Origin of the sequence: Bradyrhizobium yuanmingense, from assembly GCF_025200905.1 — a bacterium.
Classification (GTDB): Bacteria; Pseudomonadota; Alphaproteobacteria; order Rhizobiales; family Xanthobacteraceae; genus Bradyrhizobium; species Bradyrhizobium yuanmingense.
The window spans coordinates 475,968-494,287 of the sequence record NZ_CP104173.1 but is presented as its reverse complement, the minus strand read 5'-3'; the positions used below and the strand labels follow the sequence as shown (position 1 = coordinate 494,287).

15 protein-coding genes and 2 pseudogenes are annotated in these 18,320 nt (G+C 66.0%); 11 read left to right on the top strand and 6 right to left on the bottom strand.

Annotated features, from left to right (window positions below):
- Nucleotides 1-54: 54 nt before the first annotated feature.
- Entirely contained in the window at nt 55-873 is an 819-nt protein-coding gene (locus N2605_RS02335) for an inositol monophosphatase family protein (RefSeq protein WP_036009209.1), read from the bottom strand.
- A complete protein-coding gene (locus tag N2605_RS02330; RefSeq protein WP_036027073.1) occupies nt 860-2,251 on the bottom strand; it encodes a TldD/PmbA family protein in 1,392 nt (463 codons plus the stop codon). The genes N2605_RS02335 and N2605_RS02330 overlap by 14 nt, the downstream gene beginning before the upstream one ends.
- A gap of 264 nt (nt 2,252-2,515) precedes the next feature.
- On the opposite strand from N2605_RS02330, the gene N2605_RS02325 reads away from it, so the two are divergent.
- Nucleotides 2,516-3,034: a DUF6101 family protein gene (locus N2605_RS02325; RefSeq protein WP_225113345.1), complete on the top strand. Its 519-nt coding sequence runs from the start codon at nt 2,516-2,518 to the stop codon at nt 3,032-3,034.
- A gap of 108 nt (nt 3,035-3,142) precedes the next feature.
- Here the strand turns inward: N2605_RS02325 and ubiA are convergent, their stop codons facing one another.
- Complete coding sequence (ubiA, locus tag N2605_RS02320) at nt 3,143-4,075, bottom strand: 4-hydroxybenzoate octaprenyltransferase (protein ID WP_260345699.1); 933 nt, start codon at nt 4,073-4,075, stop codon at nt 3,143-3,145.
- Complete coding sequence (locus tag N2605_RS02315) at nt 4,072-4,734, bottom strand: hypothetical protein (protein WP_225126873.1); 663 nt, start codon at nt 4,732-4,734, stop codon at nt 4,072-4,074. The genes ubiA and N2605_RS02315 overlap by 4 nt, the downstream gene beginning before the upstream one ends.
- Nucleotides 4,735-4,942: 208 nt before the next feature.
- On the opposite strand from N2605_RS02315, the gene N2605_RS02310 reads away from it, so the two are divergent.
- The 6 genes from N2605_RS02310 to N2605_RS02285 all read left to right on the top strand — a co-directional run bounded on the left by N2605_RS02310 (nt 4,943) and on the right by N2605_RS02285 (nt 11,155).
- Nucleotides 4,943-5,698 carry a 16S rRNA (uracil(1498)-N(3))-methyltransferase gene (locus N2605_RS02310; RefSeq protein WP_036014268.1) on the top strand — a complete coding sequence of 252 codons (756 nt, stop codon included), beginning with the start codon at nt 4,943-4,945 and terminating at the stop codon, nt 5,696-5,698.
- 236 nt (nt 5,699-5,934) lie between these two features.
- Nucleotides 5,935-7,086 carry an ATP phosphoribosyltransferase regulatory subunit gene (locus N2605_RS02305; protein ID WP_036027068.1) on the top strand — a complete coding sequence of 384 codons (1,152 nt, stop codon included), beginning with the start codon at nt 5,935-5,937 and terminating at the stop codon, nt 7,084-7,086.
- A gap of 4 nt (nt 7,087-7,090) precedes the next feature.
- Nucleotides 7,091-8,068 carry an ATP phosphoribosyltransferase gene (gene hisG / locus N2605_RS02300; RefSeq protein ID WP_036014272.1) on the top strand — a complete coding sequence of 326 codons (978 nt, stop codon included), beginning with the start codon at nt 7,091-7,093 and terminating at the stop codon, nt 8,066-8,068.
- A gap of 86 nt (nt 8,069-8,154) precedes the next feature.
- Nucleotides 8,155-9,192 carry a glycosyltransferase family 2 protein gene (locus N2605_RS02295; protein WP_036014274.1) on the top strand — a complete coding sequence of 346 codons (1,038 nt, stop codon included), beginning with the start codon at nt 8,155-8,157 and terminating at the stop codon, nt 9,190-9,192.
- The gene (locus N2605_RS02290; protein ID WP_036027067.1) at nt 9,189-10,034 is read left to right on the top strand and encodes a ChbG/HpnK family deacetylase; all 846 of its coding nucleotides are present in this window, start codon (nt 9,189-9,191) and stop codon (nt 10,032-10,034) included. The genes N2605_RS02295 and N2605_RS02290 overlap by 4 nt, the downstream gene beginning before the upstream one ends.
- A gap of 305 nt (nt 10,035-10,339) precedes the next feature.
- Complete coding sequence (locus N2605_RS02285; RefSeq protein WP_260345698.1) at nt 10,340-11,155, top strand: DUF2076 domain-containing protein; 816 nt, start codon at nt 10,340-10,342, stop codon at nt 11,153-11,155.
- A 649-nt stretch (nt 11,156-11,804) separates the two neighbouring features.
- On the opposite strand, the gene N2605_RS02280 is transcribed toward N2605_RS02285, so the two are convergent.
- Entirely contained in the window at nt 11,805-12,635 is an 831-nt protein-coding gene (locus tag N2605_RS02280; protein WP_036027057.1) for a L,D-transpeptidase, read from the bottom strand.
- A 316-nt stretch (nt 12,636-12,951) separates the two neighbouring features.
- Between N2605_RS02280 and N2605_RS02275 the strand changes: the two genes are divergently transcribed.
- On the top strand, nt 12,952-13,737 hold the full coding sequence (locus tag N2605_RS02275; protein ID WP_036014285.1) for a protein phosphatase CheZ: 786 nt from the start codon (nt 12,952-12,954) through the stop codon (nt 13,735-13,737).
- A gap of 232 nt (nt 13,738-13,969) precedes the next feature.
- On the opposite strand, the pseudogene N2605_RS02270 reads toward N2605_RS02275, so the two are convergent.
- Nucleotides 13,970-14,490: pseudogene (locus tag N2605_RS02270) on the bottom strand (hypothetical protein).
- Nucleotides 14,491-14,803: 313 nt separating this feature from the next.
- Between N2605_RS02270 and N2605_RS02265 the strand changes: the two are divergent.
- From N2605_RS02265 to N2605_RS02255, 3 genes and pseudogenes are all read left to right on the top strand, one after another.
- Nucleotides 14,804-15,100 carry a co-chaperone GroES gene (locus N2605_RS02265; protein WP_008544107.1) on the top strand — a complete coding sequence of 99 codons (297 nt, stop codon included), beginning with the start codon at nt 14,804-14,806 and terminating at the stop codon, nt 15,098-15,100.
- A gap of 118 nt (nt 15,101-15,218) precedes the next feature.
- Nucleotides 15,219-16,850: a chaperonin GroEL gene (gene groL, locus N2605_RS02260; protein ID WP_036014289.1), complete on the top strand. Its 1,632-nt coding sequence runs from the start codon at nt 15,219-15,221 to the stop codon at nt 16,848-16,850.
- A 196-nt stretch (nt 16,851-17,046) separates the two neighbouring features.
- Nucleotides 17,047-18,251: pseudogene (locus N2605_RS02255) on the top strand (hypothetical protein).
- Nucleotides 18,252-18,320: the final 69 nt, after the last annotated feature.

Below are 18,320 nucleotides of genomic sequence, written 5' to 3'. Positions count from 1 at the left end.
GTTCCTAAGGGGCTGCCCGGCAAAGCAGTGTTCGAGAAGCACCACGAATGCGCCTTAGGCTATCGGACGGTTGCGAAAATGCGCGACAATGCCCGCATGACGTTCGCGTCCCGCTGCCACCAGCACCCCGTGCGCCACTTCCCGGCGGTTATAGAGGATGGGTTCTCCGGAGAGGTCGCTCATCCTACCATCCGCTTCCTGCACGATCAAATCAGCCGCCGCAAGATCCCAATCATGGCTGTTGCCGCCCGCAAATGCCGCATCCAGCGCGCCATCGGCGACCCGGCACAGCCGCAGCGCCAGCGAGCCGATCCGCCGGTGCAGCTTGATCTCGCCGAGTGACGGCTTCAGCCGCTCGACCAGCGGCTTCGGGCCGGCGACGCGGGCGAAGTCGAGTTCGGATCCGCCTGTCGCGCGCACCGGCTTGTCGTTGAGCGTCGTGCCCTTGCCGCGCACCGCGAAGAAGAATTCGTCGCTGGCCGGGGCGAATACGGCGGCGAGCACCGGCGAAGCGTCCGCCACCAGCGCGACGCTGACGCACCATTCGTCATGGCCGCCGAGATAATTGCGCGTGCCGTCGATGGGATCGACGATCCAGGTCAGCCGCCGCGACAGCCGCGCCGCATCGTCGGCGCTCTCCTCGGACAGCCAGCCATATTCGGGCGTCGCGGCACGCAGGCGCGATTCGAGCAGATCGTTGACGGCGATGTCGGCCTCCGACACCGGCGAGGACGCGCCCTTGGTCCACTTCCTCAGCTCGGTGCGGAACATCGACTGCGCCAGCGCGCCCGCCTCCCGCACCGTGTCCTTCAGCAGCGCCGCGTCGCGGGTCAGGAGGGTGTGGTCGAGAGAATGCGCGTCAGCGTCCGCCAAGCGTCAAACCCTCGATGCGCACCGTCGGCGCATTGATGCCGTAGCGGAATTCGAGATTGTTCGCAGGCTGCATCGACCTGAAGATCTCGAACAGATGGCCGGCGATCGTCACCTCGCTGACGGGATAGGTGATCTCGCCGTTCTCGATCCAGAAGCCGGAGGCGCCGCGGCTGTAATCGCCGGTGACGCCGTTGACGCCGGAGCCGATCAGGTCGGTGACGTAGAAGCCCTGCTTGATGTCGGCGATCAGCTCGGCCGGCGTTGCAGAGCCGGGCTCGAGATGCAGATTGTACGGCCCCGGCGAAGGCGAGGAGGACACGCCGCGATGGGCGTGACCGGTGGTGGTGAGGCCGAGCTCGCGCGCGGTGGCACAGTCGAGCAGCCAAGTCGTCAACACGCCGTCGTCGACCAGCGCGGTCCGCTTCACCGCGACGCCTTCGGCATCGAAGGTCTGCGAGCGCAGCCCGCGCTTGCGCAGGGGATCGTCGATGATGCGGATGTTCTTCGCAAACAGCTGCTGGCCGAGCTTGTCCTTCAGGAAGCTGGTCTTGCGCGCGATCGAGGCGCCGTTGATGGCGCCGACGAGATGGCCGACCAGGGAGCCGGCGACGCGCGGATCGAACACCACCGGGACCTTGCAGGTCTCGACCTTGCGCGGATTGTAGCGCGCCACGGTGCGCTCGCCGGCGGAGCGGCCGACGACCTCCGGCGACAGCAGATCGGCGCCATGCGGCGCCGAGGTGAAGTCGTAGTCGCGCTCCATGCCCGTGCCTTCGCCCGATATGGCGGTGGCGGAGATGCCCTGGCTGGAGCGCAGATAGGAGCCGTGGAAGCCGGTCGAGGTGACGAGCACCATGCCGCCGATGCCGGATGAGGCCGAGGCGCCGCCGGACTTGGTCACGCCCTTGACGCCGAGCGCGGCAGCTTCGGCCGCCAGCGCGCGGCGCTCGAGCTCGGTCGTCGTGGGCACGGCGGGATCGAGTAGGTCGAGATCGGGAAAGTCGCGCGCGAGCAGCGCGGGATCGGCAAGGCCGACATATTTGTCGTCGGGCGCGACGCGCGCCATCGCAACCGCACGCTCGGCGAGCTTGGTGACGGCATCGCCGCTGACGTCGTTGGTGGAGACCACCGCCTGACGCTGACCGACCAGCACGCGCAGACCGACATCGTCGCCCTCGGACCGCTCGGATTCCTCGACGCGTCCGTCGCGGACCTCGACGCCCTGCGAGACGCCGCGCACCGCGACCGCGTCGGCCGCATCCGCGCCGGCGCGCTTGGCCGCCTCGACCAGCCGCTGCGCGAGATCGGAGAGCGCGGACTGATCGAACAGGTCGCGATTGGCGGAAGGCGAAAGCGTCGGGCTTGGTGAAGAGTTCACGAACGAAATCCTGTTGGGGCGGGGTTCGGGACCGGAACCCACAGATGTGCCCTGATAGCGCGGACTTCAAGCATTTTCAGCCCGCCAAAAGCTCAGATTCGCGACGTCGGCGCAACGTCTCGTCAATCATGCACGCCAAGGTCTTGTCAATCATGAGGAGCGAGTGACGGTGGGTTAACCAGCCTTTTTAAGCGGTTTCGGACCGCCCGGCGCTAAGGTCCTCGCATCGACCGGGAACATAATCCTGGCGGGGAGAACGAAGCCGTGAGGCGTCAAACAGCAACATGCGGGGCCCACCCCGCCGGGTCGAGCCGCTCCCTGCGGCTCGACCCTCTTTCCCTTCCGGTCCGCTTCGATGCGCATGATCCGCGCGCCGACGGACATGTCAGGCAGATCGAGCTTCATCGCGAGCGTGTCGTGCTGCGTCGTGCCGTGCGCGGCATGCAGATGGCGATCAACGTGCGCGTCGCCGACTTCACCGGCGTTGCGCTCCGCGGCAATGACGAGACGCAGACGCTCGTCCTCGTGCATCGCGATCCTTCGCTGTCCATCCCGCTACTGATCAGCGCGGACGCGGACGAGATCGCGCAGGCCTGGGCGATCTGGAGCGAGATCTTTGCGCTGCCGCAGCTCGACGAAGGCGCGCGCAAACCCGCACCGCGCCGCCGCCGCGCCAATGCGATCCGCGCCCGCCGTCCGAAATTCTTGATGCGCCGGCGCACCGCAATGGCGCGCGAGCTGCCGGTTCATCAGGGCGAGCGCGAGATCATCGCGAGGAATTGACGGTGCCGTAGGGTGGGTTAGCCCGAAGGGCGTAACCCACCTCTTTGCTTTTCGCGCGGATAGAAGTTGGTGGATTACGCTTCGCTAATCCACCCTACGCATTTCGCGTCACGCCGCCCGCAGTACCGCGTCGGCGAGCAATCCCGCAAACAACAGCAAGCCGGCATCGCGGTTCGACTTGAACAGGCGCAGGCACAGCTCGGGATCATTGATGCGCAGCCGCACGATCTGCCACATCAGATGCGCGGCGAAGGCGGCAAGCCCAAGCCAGGCCGGCCAGCGCGCATCGCCGGATGCCAGCGCGACGCCGATCAGCATCACCGCGAGCCCGTAGAACAGGACCAGCGCCTGGCGCGTATGCGCGCCGAACAGGCGCGCGGTCGACTTGATGCCGATCAACGCGTCGTCCTCAGTGTCCTGATGCGCGTAGATGGTGTCATAGCCGATCACCCAGGAGATCGCGCCGGCATAGAGCACGAGCGCGGTGGCGTCGATGCGGCCGAAGGTGACGGCAAACCCCATCAACGCGCCCCAGGAGAAGGCGAGCCCGAGCACGATCTGCGGCCACCAGGTGATGCGCTTCATGAAGGGATAGATCGCGACGATCAGGAGTGAGGCGATGCCCGTTGCAATCGCGAAGCGGTTGAACTGCAGCAGCACCGCAAGACCGACCAGCGCCTGCGCGACCATGAAGACCAGCGCCTGCCTGGTGGTCACCTGCCCCGACGGCAGCGGCCGCGAGCGCGTGCGCTCGACCTTGCCGTCGAGGTCGCGATCGGTGATGTCGTTCCAGGTGCAGCCGGCCCCGCGCATGACGAAAGCGCCGATGAAGAACAGCACGATGGTGAGCGGCAGGCCGCGAACGTCATGCGCCATGCCGGCGGCCAGCGCCGCCGACCACCAGCATGGCATCAGGAGAAGCCAGGAGCCGATCGGGCGATCGAAGCGGGACAGGCGCAGGTAAGGCCGCGCCCAATGCGGCGCGAGCGTATCGACCCAGTTGCCGGTGGAATCGGCAACGCGGGCGGATGTATCGCTCATCGGGTCAGGACGTTGCCGTTGAGCGTATCGAAGGTGCTGCCACCCTTCCTGCCGGCATTGGCCTCGGGCGCGGAGCCAGAGCCCAGCACCTCGCTCAGCGACGGACCGGCCGGACCGCGCGGCTGGTTCTGCATCTGTTGCGCGACGTTGCAGACCTTCGTCGCCATGGCCTCGGTGTTCTTGTGACCTTCCTTCAGCTGCGCACCGATCTGGGGCGGGATTCCGCATTTGGCGGCATTGGTCTCGATGTACTTGATCATCTTGACTTCAGCCTGGCTGAAATTGCGGATCAGCTTGCAGGCCTCGTCCGGTTGCGCGCGACGATCGCTCGCGGCCTTGATCAGCTTGCCGCGCTTCTCGGCTTCCTCGCGCAGCGGAATGAATGCCTTCATGCAGTCCTCGCCGGGACCGGCCTGCGTCGGGGGAGCCGCGCTGAAGGCGCCGGCGCCACCGATCGGGGCAGCACCGTTCACGGGAAAGGACGATTGCGGCGCCGCACCGAGCGAAGCAGCGGGTGCCGAACCGTTAACCGGAGGAAATGGGGAATTGGCGGCAGGCTGGTTGGGCAGCGGCGCCGGGAACGCGCTTTGCGCAGACGCGCCCGCAGCACCCATGACCACCATGGCGGCAGTGATCGGAACCATCAAATGGCGGATCATCAAGACAGTCTCTCCGGCAGGAGCTTACGGGTTCAGGGCTTCCCAATTGAAGCGCGACCAGCATGTTCGCGTTTTTACGATTCCCGCCGGCGCTTAACAACCCGTGGAATAGGGCGAGAGCGCGGCGCTGGGACGCACCAGTTCGGCAATATTTACCCCCGAAATGGCGCCTTTCGGTTAAGAACGGCCGGTAATCGGATCCCAAGCGATGCCTTCCCACGATTTTCGCGCCCCCCGCCTGTTCGTCGATGCCCCCCTGGCCCAGGACGCCAGGGTGCCGCTCGACCGCGACCAGAGCAACTATCTCGGCAATGTGCTGCGGCTGGCGGCCGGGGCCGAGGTCCTGGCCTTCAACGGCAGGGATGGCGAGTGGCAGGCCGCCATCGAGGGCCGCAAGCGGCCGGACGGCCTCGTGATCCTGCAGCAGACCCGGCCCCAGGACCATCTCGCCGACCTCACTTACGTCTTTGCCCCGCTCAAACATGCCCGGCTGGACTACATGGTGCAGAAGGCCATCGAGATGGGCGCCGCCGCCCTGCAGCCGGTGCTGACCCGGTTCACCCAGGCGTCCCGGGTGAACACCGAGCGGATGCGCGCCAATGTGGTCGAGGCGGCCGAACAATGCGGCATCCTCAGCATCGCCAGCGTGGCCGAGCCGGTGCCGCTGGAGCGCTTCCTGAGCCAGCGGCCCGCCGACCGCCTGCTGATCTTCTGCGACGAGGCGGCGGAGGTCCAGAATCCCATTCAGAACCTGCAAGGCGCGCGCGAGGTCGGACGCGGTATCGACGTGCTGATCGGCCCCGAGGGCGGTTTTGCCGAGGAAGAGCGGGCGCTGTTGCTGCGCCAGCCCAAAATCCTGCGGCTGGCGCTCGGCCCCCGCATCATGCGGGCGGACACCGCCGCGGTCGCCGCCCTGGCGCTGGTGCAAGCGGTGCTGGGGGATTGGAGCGGAAAGGCCAGCTAACTTCGTCAGCGGTGCAAACGCATGGCGTCGTCATGCCCGGGCTTGTCCCGGGCATCCACGTCCTTTGCGCCGGAGGGCAAGGCGTGGACGGCCGGGACAAGCCCGGCCATGACGAATGAGCCACCCGTTAAGCGATTGATCCTTTGGAGGTCGAAACCGCTGTCGGGCCATGCTAAGGGCTGCGCCAATTCGCCTCCCCTTGCCTGCCCGGTTCCGCCGGGCGATGGACCGCAGAGATGACCGCGACTGCCACCTCAAATGCTGCCGGCTCCGCCGCCTGGGCGGATACGCTGCTCTTGTCGTTTGCGCAGGCCGGCTATGTGAGGGCCGAACCCGCCATCCTGCAGCCGGCCGAGCCGTTCCTGGACCTCTCCGGCGAGGACATCCGCAAGAGCCTGTACCTGACCACCGACCTCTCCGGCGAGGAGCTCTGCCTGCGCCCGGACCTGACCATTCCTGTCGCGCGCGACTATCTGGCCTCGGGGCGCGCCGGCCAGCCGGCGGGGTTCAGCTATCTCGGTCCGGTGTTCCGCTACCGTAGCGGCCAGGCCCGTGAATTCCTACAGGCCGGCATCGAATCGTTCGCCCGTCAGGATCGCGCCGCGGCCGATGCCGAGATGCTGGCGCTGGGGCTGGAGGCGACGGCCGCCTTCGGCGTCCGCGACGTCGAGATCCGCACGGGCGATGTCGCCTTGTTCAATGCGCTGCTCGACGCCCTCAATCTCTATCCGGTCTGGCGGCGCCGCCTGGTCAAGGATTTCAACCGCAAGATCAGCCTGGAGCAGGATCTGGAGCGGCTGGCGGCCGCGACCACCGCGACGCGCAGCGAGTATGAGGGCGTGCTGGCGGCCCTTGCCGGCTCCGACCGCAAGGCGGCGCTCGCCTTCGTCACCGATCTGATGTCGATCGCCGGTACCACCAACGTCGGCGGCCGCACCACGGCCGAGATCGCCGATCGCTTCCTTGAGCAATCGACGCTGAAGGGCGGCGCGCTGCCGCGCGAGGCCATTGCCGTGCTCAAGCGCTTCCTGTCGATATCGGGCAATCCAGACGACGCCATCGCCGAGCTGCGCGCACTCACGACGGACGCGAAGCTCGATCTCGCATCTGCTATCGATCAGTTCGAGAGCCGGGTCGGCTTCATGGCCGCGCGCGGCATCAACGTGAGGCAGATTCGTTTCTCGACCGCGTTCGGGCGCGGGCTCGATTATTACACCGGCTTCGAGTTCGAGCTGCATCAAAGCGGCAACGGCACCGAGCCGCTGGTCGCCGGCGGCCGCTACGACGGGCTGATGACCCAGCTCGGATCAGCTGAGCCGATTCCGGCGGTCGGCTTCTCGGTCTGGGTGGAGGCGCTGAACCGGATCGGCCGCAAGGTGGGAGCGTAAAATCATGAGCGCGCCATTCGTTCTGGCCGTTCCCTCCAAGGGCCGCCTGCAGGAGAACACTGAGGCCTTCTTTGCCCGTGCCGGCCTCAAACTGTCGAAGGCCGGCGGCGCCCGCGACTACCGCGGCACCATCGCAGGCCTCGACAATGTCGAGGTCGCCTATCTCTCGGCGAGCGAGATCGCCGCGCAATTGTCGCGCGGCTTCGCGCATCTCGGCGTCACCGGCGAAGACCTGGTGCGCGAGAACATCGCCGATGCCGACAAGCGCGTGTCGCTGATCGACGGGCTCGGCTTCGGCTATGCCGACGTCGTCGTCGCGGTGCCGCAGGCCTGGATCGACGTCCGCACCATGGCCGACCTTGACGACGTCACCACCGGCTTCCGCGAGCAGCATCACATGCGGATGCGGGTCGCGACCAAATTCGTCAACCTCACCCGCGGCTTCTTCCAGGCTCACGGCATCAGCGATTACCGCATCGTCGAGAGCGCGGGCGCCACCGAAGGGGCGCCCGCGGCCGGCAGCGCCGAGCTGATCGTCGACATCACCACGACCGGCGCGACGCTTGCGGCCAACGGCCTGCGGGTGCTCGACGACGGCGTGATCCTGCGCAGCCAGGCCAATCTGGTGGCCGCCAAGGAGGCCGACTGGTCGCCGCAGGCGCGCGAGACGGCGCGTGTCATCCTCGATCACATCGCAGCGCGGGCGCGGGCCAACAAGTACCGCGAAGTCCGCACCCGCTTCCGGCAATGCGATGCCGCCCTGCTCGGGGAAGCCCACAGCCGGTTCGGCGTGGAGGCCCCGTTCGGCGGTCCGACCTCGTCAGGCATGCTGACCCTGCACTGCCCACCGGGGCAGCTCTACGCGCTGGCGAGCTTCCTGCGCGAGCATGGCGCCGAGACCGTCTCGGTGGTGTCGCTCGACTACGTGTTCGACCGCGAGAATCCGCTGTTCGCCAGGCTGGAGGCGTTCCTGCGGCGGTGAGCCCAAGGTTTGTTCAGCTTTGCGACAGCAAACGGCAGCTACCATATGCGGTTGAGAAGACCTAAACACCTCTGGAACCTTGATCGATGACGCTGGGCTCTGACGTATCCGGCATGACGACCACCGCAGCCAGCGCCGCCGCGAAGGGGCTGTCGATCGTCATCCCCGTCTACAACGAGGCGGCTGGCCTTGCCGGCCTGCATCAGCGCATCTGCGAGCTCGCCAAGACCCTGCGGCAGCGCTATCGCCTGTCTTGCGAAGTCGTCTATGTCGACGACGGCAGCAAGGATGCGACGCTGTCGATCGCGCGGTCATTGCCGGCCGACGCCATCGACGTCCAGGTGGTGTCGCTGTCGCGCAATTTCGGCAAGGAGGCCGCGCTGATGGCGGGCCTCGACCATGCCCGCCTCGGCGCGGTGATGTTCATGGACGGCGACGGCCAGCATCCGCCGGCGCTGGTCGAACAGCTGGTGCGGCACTGGATCGATGACGGCTATGACGTCGTCTATACCGCCAAGGCGCATCGCGACAACGAGTCCTTCCTGCGCCGGGTCGCGGTGCACGGCTTCTACGCGCTGATCAATTGGGGCGCCCGTCAGAAGATTCCGGAGGACGCCGGCGATTTCCGCCTGCTGTCGCCGCGCGCGGTCGCGGCGCTGAGGCAGCTGCCGGAACGCAACCGCTTCTTCAAGGGCCTCGCCAGCTGGATCGGTTTCCGCCAGATCCGCGTCGACTACGAGCCCGCAGCGCGTGCCCATGGCGTCACCACTTTCAACGCCGCGAGCCTGCTTGGCCTGTCGATCGAGGGCCTGACGTCCTTTTCAGTGGCGCCCTTGCGCTTCGCCAGCCTGCTCGGCGTCATTCTCGCAGGAGGCGCCTTCCTGTTCGGCCTTTCGATCCTCTGGGAGGTGTTCACGACCGGCAAGCAGGTGCCCGGCTATCCTTCGCTCGTGATCGGACTGATGACGATCGGCGGCGTGCAGCTCATCATGATCGGCATCGTCGGCGAATATATCGGCAAGATCCTCTCCGAGCTGAAGGCGCGGCCGATCTACTTCGTCGCCGAGCACAGTGAGAAGCATTCCGAGGCTGATGATGCCGCGAGCAGGACGGCAGCCGAATGAGCGTGGCCGCGAGCCCGCGGCGGATCTGGCTCTGCGCCGACGATTACGGCATCAGCCCGGGCGTCAACCGCGCCATCCGCGACCTGATCGAACGCGGCCGCCTCAATGCGACCTCGGTGATGATGGTGGGACCCGCGATCGCGCGCGGCGACGTCGAGGCGCTGCAGGCTTCGGCAACGCAAAGCCCGCGATGCGCGATCGGATTGCACGTGACGCTGTCGGCGCCGTTCCGGCCGCTCACCATGCATTTCCGCCCCTTGGACGGCGACATGTTCTTCGCCTTTCCCAAGCTGCTGCGCGCCGGACTGATGCGCCGGCTCGACCGTGAATTCATCCGCAACGAGGTGAAGGCACAGCTGGCCGCCTTCATGGACGCGTTCGGACGCACCCCCGACTTCGTCGACGGTCACCAGCATGTGCAGCTCTTCCCGCAGGTGCGCGACGGCTTTGTCGATGCGGTCAGCGAAGTCGCGCCGAACTCCTGGGTGCGTCAGGGCGGCCGCGACCTGCCGCTGCGGCAGCGGCTGGCCTCCCCCAAGGCCATGGTGCTCGATATCCTCAGCGCGCAATTCCGCCGCCGCGCCGGCAGCGCCGGCCTCAGCTTCAACCCCGGCTTCGCCGGCGCCTATGATTTCACGCGCGCCGCCGATTTCGGCGCGCTGATGCGGCAATTCCTGGAAGGTCTCCCCGACGGCGGCCTCGTGATGTGCCATCCCGGCTTTGTCGATGATGTCCTTACCGGCCTCGATCCGATGACCGACGTCCGCGAGCGCGAGCACGCCTATCTCGCGGGCGATGCCTTCGCGCGCCTGCTGGCCGACAGCAACGTGACATTGGAGTGATATGTTGTCCTCATGGACAATCGAGACCGCCCTTTTCCAGAGCTACCAGGCTGGCGTTTCACGCTGACGGAGACGTCTTTCGGCGTTTACCGGGCCGAAGGCTTCCACGAGGACGGTCGCTCCGTTAGCCGCATGGGTCACGACGTCCCACTTCTGATGAAGGAAACCGCCGAAGACGCGAGGAATCTGCCGAAGCGGCGAGGCAGCTTGTCGCATACCGAAATTTAATCCGGCCGGCACTGTTGGGGCCATAATGGAACCCTACATCTCCTCTCGCGCTTGGTTTGGCGCGAAGGAGACAGATCATGACGCCGCAGGAACGCCAGCTCGTCGACGAGCTTTTTGACCGGCTTTCTAAGCTGGAGAATGCACAGCGCGATCCCGATGCGATCGCCGCGATCTCCGACGGGCTGCGCAAGGCGCCCGGCGCCATCTACGCGCTGGTGCAGACCACGCTGGTCCAGGACGAAGCGCTGAAGCGCGCCAATGCCCGCATCCAGGAGCTGGAAGCGGCCCACGCGCCCGAGCAGGCGCAGTCCGGCGGCTTCCTCGACACCATGCGCGACACATTGTTTGGCGGCGGCCCGTCCCGCGGCTCGGTGCCGAATGTGCCGCAGCGTGAGCAGCGTCCGGCTTGGAACACCGGCCAGGCGATGCCGCAAGGCCAGCCGGGTTACGGCGCGCCGCCTTACGGACAGGCTTACGGCCAAGGTCCGGGTCAGGGCGCTCCGCCGATCGGCGGTGGCGGCGGCTCGTTCCTCGGCACGGCGGCGGCAGCCGCGGCCGGCGTCGTCGGCGGCTCGCTGCTGCTCTCGAGCATCCGCGGCATGATGGGCGGATCGCACCAGCAGGGTTTTGGCGACAGCAACGCGCTCGGCGACCGCAGCGCTGGTGGAAGTCCTTGGGGCGGCGGCGATCAGTCCGGCGGCTCGCTGGCGCGCGAGGCCGGCCTCGATGACATTGGCTCGAACCGGGAATCCCGCCAGGGCTTCTTCGACCAGGCGTCGAACGAGCGCGACAACTACGACCAGAACTACGGCAACGATCACGACGACAGCTTCGACACGGCCGACAACAGCGATTTCGGCGGCGACGACGACGGCGGCAGCGATTACGCGTAGGCCATTCGACCGACAGATGTGGAACGGCCGCCTCCGGGCGGCCGATTTCTGTTCAAGCAGAGCTCAACGCACTTCTGCTCTGCCACCACACGCCATGATGCCATTCGATATAATATGACTAGTGCGTGCGTTGTCGGACAGCACCGTGCAGAACGTCACGAGGTGCGCCTGACTTCACCATGCCGGGCGAAATCGTCCTCCGACACACGCCGCCGTAGACTCCCGGATTTCCAAATTTGGACATGGGTGTTCAATTGGAAGAACACACTGCTTATGCCACACATCGTGGCTGCCTCTCTTGGCTACAGTCGGGGGTTTTAAGAATGAGTTCACTTCAACAGCGCATCGCGACCCTGAGCGACGTCACGACCCATCTCATCACCGAATTGTACGAGTTGGAGGGACTGCACGAGCGCCTCAGGAAGGCAGAGCTGTCGGTGCGGCGGCTGAACCGCTCGGCTCGCGCACCGCATTCGGCTTCATCAGCTCGTCCTCGCCGCGCCGCTGTCCCTCGTCGCGGGTCGAGGCACCGTCAGCGGACGTAGGACTATTCAGGCACACGTTTGGCGGCGGCAGCGTCCCTTCGACGCCGCGCATTTCGAGCCGACGCGGCACCCGGACTTGATCGCTCCATCGAGCGCATGACGCTTCACATCACCACGACCTTGGTGCCGACATTGACGCGGCCGTAGAGGTCGATGACGTCCTCGTTGCGCATGCGGATGCAGCCGGAGGAGACGTTGGTGCCGATGGTCCAGGGCTCGTTGGAGCCGTGGATGCGATAGAGCGTCGATCCCAGATACATCGCACGGGCACCGAGCGGATTTTCTGGGCCGCCTTCCATGTGCCTGGGCAGATCGGGCCGGCGCGCGAGCATTTCCGCCGGCGGCGTCCAGTCCGGCCATTCGCGCTTGGCGGTGATCGATTTCACGCCGGACCAGGTGAAGCCGGGACGGCCGACGCCGATGCCGTAGCGCAATGCCCGGCCGTTGCCCTCGACGAGATAGAGGAACTTGTTCGGCGTATCGACCACGATCGTGCCGGGACTTTCCTTGCCGCTATAGTCAACGAGTTGTTTCTCGAATTTCGGATCGAACGGACGCTGCCGCGGATCGACCGCCTCCTGCTGCAGAGACGCGCCCTGCTGATATCCGCCTTGTTGATACCCACCTTGCATCTGCGGCTCGCCCATCGGCGGCAGGCGCCGCTGGTCGTAATAGCCCGGCTGCTGCTGATACACCGGCCGCTCCGGCGCGTAGGCCGGGCCGCGGCCGGGGCCATCGCCGAACAGGAATTCGATGAAGCCGCCGCCCATGTCGGAATGGGACGCCACGCGCACCGGCGCCGGCGGCACGCGCGGCTGGTACAGCACCGCGGGCGGATCGTTCGGCACGCTGTTGTCGAAGGCGCCCGCGTCGTTCGCGCCGGCCATGAAGGTGCAAGCGCTGCCGAGCAGCGCGACAGACATTTTCTTGAACATCGACGTACTCTGTACTGTTTCGTCTAGATCACATGCGTCGTGGAGAGCCGGTGGCTGATCCGCGCTCTTCGACGTGGTCAATAAAAAGCAAAAGCCGTTTTGTTTGGTAAACGGACAGCGCGTTTGGATTCACCACGTCGCGAGCGCGCCTGCAATTTGGCGATCAGCGTTTATTTTCGATGAACGCCGCGCGGTGATGGTTAATCGCTTCTTTGCGCCGCGTCGCGCGCGGCCGATCAGCAGTTCCTGCTGTGAACTTCGTGTTAAATCGCTTCTGCCTACAAAGACGCGTGAGTGAGGTGGGGGGAGTATCCTGATGGCTGTTCACCGCAAGCGTTTTCGCGTCGAAGATATCGTCGGTGGCGAGATGCCCATTGTAGACGTAACTGAAGAGGCACTCCCGATGCATAGCGAGATCATGGCCGAGCTGCGCGCGATCCGCGCCCAGATGGCGAAGGGCATCGTCGCGGCCCCGCTGTCCGGCAGCGCTGCCATGGCGGCGATCGACGCCTCGACCGCGCACGAGCTTGCCGAAGCGCGCACCATGCTCGATACCTACCGGGCGCAGATCGAGCAGTGCGAGAAGCTGAAGGTCGAGCTCGACCTCATCCACGACGCCATCGACCGCACCAAGCGCGAGATCGCGACGCTGCACGGCAAGAGCTTCGACGGCGGCGAGATGGCCAAGGTCAACGGCGAGCTCGGCGCGGTGGTCGGCGGCACCGAGCAGGCGACCCAGCAGATCCTCGAAGCCGCGGAATCGATCGACCAGGCCGCCAGCGCGATGTCGAAGGTGGACTCGATCGATCAGCAGAAGCGCCTTGCCGACGACATCCAGGAACGCGTCATCTCGATCTTCGAAGCCTGCAACTTCCAGGACCTGACCGGCCAGCGCATCAGCAAGGTCATGGGCACGATGAAGTTCATCGAGCAGCACATCAACGCGATGATGGAGATCTGGGGCGGCGTCGACGCGATCAAGTCCCATGTGCCCGCGCAGGTCGACAACCGCAGCGAGGACGAGAAGCTCCTCAACGGCCCCAAGCTCGCCGGCGACGTCGGCCACGCCTCGCAGGACGACATCGACGCGCTGTTCGACTGAGCGGCGACGACATCGGAATAACAAAACGCCGGCCTTGGGCCGGCGTTTTTTGTTTTGGCCGGTGCAGATCGTGAACTCTTCTTCCCTTCTCCCCTTGTGGGAGAAGGTGGCGCGAAGCGCCGGATGAGGGTTCTCTCGACTCGCAAGACCGTTCGTGAGGAGATAGACCCCTCACCCGTCTCGCCGCTACGCGGCGAGCCACCCTCTCCCAAGGGGAGAGGGTAAGAGACCGTCACGCCCTCGGCGCGCAGCGGACGTAGACCATGTTGCCGTAGCGGGTGCCGGCGTCCTTGTCGATGAAGCGGGTGATCATGACGCGACCGTCGAAGGAGACGATTTCGCGGTCCTGATCGCCGGGGTCGGGCCGGCCGGCCCGATGTAGTTCTTGCCGCTCGGCGAGCCCTTCAGCCGCAGCTCCTGCGGCGTCGCCTGGTCGGCGAGATGCATGATCACGCCACCGGAGGAACCGGCGGTGATCACGTAGGGGTTCCTGCATTGCTCGCGCGCCATCTTCTCGGTGCGGGCGCGATCGGCCGGGTTCTGGAACGAGGCGAGGCCCCAGCGGCCGACGATCTCGTCGGCGCGGATGGTGGCGGGCATTTCCGGAGCGACGCCAGGTTCGGCATCGGGCGGCGGCGGGGACGACGTGAGGGACGGCAGGTTGAAGCCGCCGCCGCAGGCGCCCAGCAGCAGCGCCAGACAAGAGGCGGCCGCCAGATTGGCAACCGTGCGCGCGTGAGCCGAACTGATCATGGCATTCCCCCGAACAAGACCATGGCCGCACCCCTCCCGCAGCCAAGCGCAAAACCGCTGCCGGAGCAATGACGTCGTTCTTTACGCCGACGCCCCGAGCGAGTTTCCAATGCCACCATCCTATATCCGCCTCAACAATCGCTTAACCACCTTTGCTTGACAGGATCGCGGCCAAGCCATATTTCCGGACCCACTATTAGCACTCGGAAAGCCCGATTGCTAAGCGCGCCGTTTGATCCTCGACGAGAGGGGGACGGAAGCGCCGCCCCACCGACCCCACTACTTCCGAAGCGAGCCTCCAAAGGGAAACGTCATGGCTAAATCCAAATTTCGTCCGCTGCATGACCGTGTCGTGGTCAAACGTATCGACGCCGAGGAAAAGACCAAGGGCGGCATCATCATTCCGGACACGGCCAAGGAAAAGCCGTCCCAGGGCGAGATCGTCGCCGTCGGCCCCGGCGGCCGCGACGAGACCGGCAAGCTGATCCCGATCGACCTCAAGGTCGGCGACCGCGTGCTGTTCGGCAAGTGGTCGGGCACCGAGGTCAAGATCGACAACGAAGAGCTCCTGATCATGAAGGAGTCGGACATCATGGGCGTGCTGGCCTAAGGCCGTCCGCCTGAACAGCCGCTGAATGTCATGCCCGGATCCAGGCGATCCGGGCATCCATCGTTCCGCCGCACGGCACAAGACAACACACATCACATAACACGAGGGATTGCAGACCATGGCTGCCAAAGACGTCAAGTTTTCCGGAGACGCGCGCGATCGCATGCTGCGCGGCGTCGACGTTCTCGCCAACGCCGTCAAGGTGACGCTCGGCCCGAAGGGCCGCAACGTCGTCATCGAGAAGAGCTTCGGCGCCCCCCGCATCACCAAGGACGGCGTCACGGTCGCCAAGGAGATCGAGCTCGAGGACAAGTTCGAGAACATGGGCGCCCAGATGGTGCGTGAGGTCGCCTCCAAGACCAACGACCTCGCCGGCGACGGCACCACCACCGCGACCGTGCTGGCCCAGGCCATCGTGCGCGAAGGCGCCAAGGCGGTCGCCGCCGGCATGAACCCGATGGATCTCAAGCGCGGCATCGACACCGCGGTTGCCGCCGTCATCAAGGACATCGAGAAGCGCGCCAAGCCGGTCGCCGCCTCCTCCGAGGTCGCCCAGGTCGGCACCATCTCGGCCAACGGCGATGCCGCCATCGGCAAGATGATCGCCCAGGCGATGCAGAAGGTCGGCAACGAGGGCGTCATCACCGTCGAGGAGAACAAGTCGCTCGAGACCGAGGTTGATATCGTCGAGGGCATGAAGTTCGACCGCGGCTATCTCAGCCCCTACTTCGTCACCAATGCCGAGAAGATGACCGCCGAGCTCGAGGACGCCTACATCCTCCTGCACGAGAAGAAGCTCTCGGGCCTGCAGGCCATGCTGCCGGTGCTGGAAGCCGTGGTGCAGTCGGGCAAGCCGCTCGTCATCATCGCCGAGGACGTCGAGGGCGAGGCGCTGGCCACCCTGGTCGTCAACCGGCTCCGCGGCGGCCTCAAGGTCGCGGCCGTCAAGGCGCCGGGCTTCGGTGACCGCCGCAAGGCCATGCTGGAGGACATCGCGATCCTGACCGGCGGCCAGCTGATCTCCGAGGAGCTCGGCATCAAGCTCGAGAACGTCACGGTGAAGATGCTCGGCCGCGCCAAGAAGGTGGTGATCGACAAGGAGAACACCACGATCGTCAACGGCGCCGGCAAGAAGCCCGACATCGAGGCCCGCGTCGGCCAGATCAAGGCCCAGATCGAGGAGACCACCTCGGATTACGACCGCGAGAAGCTCCAGGAGCGCCTCGCCAAGCTCGCCGGCGGCGTCGCGGTGATCCGCGTCGGCGGCGCCACTGAGATCGAGGTCAAGGAGAAGAAGGACCGCGTCGAGGACGCGCTCAACGCCACCCGCGCCGCGGTTCAGGAAGGCATCGTCCCGGGCGGCGGCGTCGCGCTGCTCCGCGCCAAGAAGGCGGTCGGCCGTCTCACCAACGCCAATGACGACGTCCAGGCCGGCATCAACATCGTGCTGAAGGCGCTGGAAGCCCCGATCCGCCAGATCTCCGAGAACGCCGGCGTGGAAGGCTCGATCGTGGTCGGCAAGATCCTGGAGAACAAGTCCGAGACCTTCGGCTTCGACGCCCAGAACGAGGACTATGTCGACATGGTCGAGAAGGGCATCATCGATCCCGCCAAGGTGGTGCGCACCGCGCTGCAGGACGCCTCTTCCGTGGCCGGCCTCTTGGTGACTACCGAAGCCATGGTCGCCGAGATGCCGAAGAAGGAAGCTCCGCCCGCGATGCCCCCCGGCGGCGGCATGGGCGGCTTCTAAGCCTTCCGTTCCGTGACAGAGTTGCGAAGGCCGCCTCCGGGCGGCCTTTTTTTTTCCGACCCTGCCCGTTTCGCTTTCCGATTCAACCAGCGGCCAAAACCCACTACGGTGGCGCGCCGATTCTGATTGTTTGGGCATGATCCTAGAGACCGCTTCACGCTTTCCGGATCATGGCCGTTGCGCGAGGATGTCATCGATGCGTGCGCTTCTGGTTTGCTCCACGGCCGTTCTGGCCCTGCTCGCCGTTCCGCCGCAGGCCTCCGCCCAGATGAAGCTGTCGCCGAAGGCGACCGCGCCGGGGGAACCGAGACGCGCTATTTCACCGCGATGGACGGGCTGATGGACGGCAATGCCGACGTGATCCTGAAGGAGACGCGCCAGGGCAAGACGCTGACCGCGGCGGTGCTCGACGTCTGCTACCCCATCGCGAAGAACTCCGACCGCAAGGACCGCTTCGTCGTCAACCTCCAGGTCGCCGGCCAGACGCTGACCGGAACGACGCAGAGCATCAGTGAGAAGTCGCCGGTCAGCGTCAAGCTGACGCGCAAGCAGTCCGGCGACATGTTCGAATTCCGCGGCCAGATCGCGGTCGGCCAGGCGGTGACCGAAGTGACCTCGCCGGACAATTCCGATCTCAGCGAAAAGGAATTCCTGGACAGTCAGGCCTCCGACGACGGCATCACGCCGCAGCCGAAGGATTTCACCGACGTCTCGCCGGAAGCGATCGCGGTCAAGGTCAAGCTCGACGCCGCGACCGACTTCCTGAAGAGCCTGAAGGGCCAGGAGGTCGAGGTGACGCTGGCGAGCCTCAATGTCGGCTGCGACGCGCTGCGCGCGGGCGAGCAGACCATCACCATGTCGGTCGATCCCGAGCGCGCCGGCGCGCTGCTGGCGAAGTTCAAGGCAATGCCGGGCGTCACCGCCGCAGGCTGGACCGCGGGCATGACCGAGATGGACCGCACCATCCGCTTCCCTGCGGCCGACTGGCGCGAGGGCGACAAGATCAACAAGGGCAAGCTTGCAACGGCGGTGGCGAGCGTGCTGAGCAGGACGCTCGCGGCAAAGCCGGTCACGCAAAACTTCAACCCGGCCACCGGCAGGCTCAAGCTGGTGTTCAAGCGGCCGAACCAGGACTTCCCGGCGCTCGAGCTCACCGACACGATCGAGGTTGCAGGCCTGGTCTCGCCCGACAAGCCGGGCACCACCGACAAGCTCATGCTCTGGATCGGCAGCCCGGCGACCACGACGGCCGACGAGGGCAGCGGTGCCAGGCTCAATCTGTCCGACGATGCCAGCCTCGACGAAGAAGGCGATCTGCCCGACGACAACGGCTCGATCGAGGCGCTCGTCAAGGAGCTGAAGGGCCAGCGCTGGGACGCCGACAAGTCGGTGTGGAAGTAGGCTGAGACAGCCACCGCTGTCATCGCCCGGCTTGACCGGGCGATCCAGTACTCCGAGACAGCAGCGATG

Excerpts from the sequence above, each read along its gene's own strand:
- ubiA (WP_260345699.1), bottom strand. The coding sequence starts at position 4,075 with ATGAGCGATACATCCGCCCGCGTTGCCGATTCCACCGGCAACTGGGTC.
- N2605_RS02315 (WP_225126873.1), bottom strand. The coding sequence starts at position 4,734 with ATGATCCGCCATTTGATGGTTCCGATCACTGCCGCCATGGTGGTCATG.
- N2605_RS02310 (WP_036014268.1), top strand. The coding sequence starts at position 4,943 with ATGCCTTCCCACGATTTTCGCGCCCCCCGCCTGTTCGTCGATGCCCCC.
- N2605_RS02305 (WP_036027068.1), top strand. The coding sequence starts at position 5,935 with ATGACCGCGACTGCCACCTCAAATGCTGCCGGCTCCGCCGCCTGGGCG.
- hisG (WP_036014272.1), top strand. The coding sequence starts at position 7,091 with ATGAGCGCGCCATTCGTTCTGGCCGTTCCCTCCAAGGGCCGCCTGCAG.
- N2605_RS02295 (WP_036014274.1), top strand. The coding sequence starts at position 8,155 with ATGACGCTGGGCTCTGACGTATCCGGCATGACGACCACCGCAGCCAGC.
- N2605_RS02290 (WP_036027067.1), top strand. The coding sequence starts at position 9,189 with ATGAGCGTGGCCGCGAGCCCGCGGCGGATCTGGCTCTGCGCCGACGAT.
- N2605_RS02285 (WP_260345698.1), top strand. The coding sequence starts at position 10,340 with ATGACGCCGCAGGAACGCCAGCTCGTCGACGAGCTTTTTGACCGGCTT.
- N2605_RS02280 (WP_036027057.1), bottom strand. The coding sequence starts at position 12,635 with ATGTTCAAGAAAATGTCTGTCGCGCTGCTCGGCAGCGCTTGCACCTTC.
- N2605_RS02275 (WP_036014285.1), top strand. The coding sequence starts at position 12,952 with ATGGCTGTTCACCGCAAGCGTTTTCGCGTCGAAGATATCGTCGGTGGC.
- N2605_RS02265 (WP_008544107.1), top strand. The coding sequence starts at position 14,804 with ATGGCTAAATCCAAATTTCGTCCGCTGCATGACCGTGTCGTGGTCAAA.
- groL (WP_036014289.1), top strand. The coding sequence starts at position 15,219 with ATGGCTGCCAAAGACGTCAAGTTTTCCGGAGACGCGCGCGATCGCATG.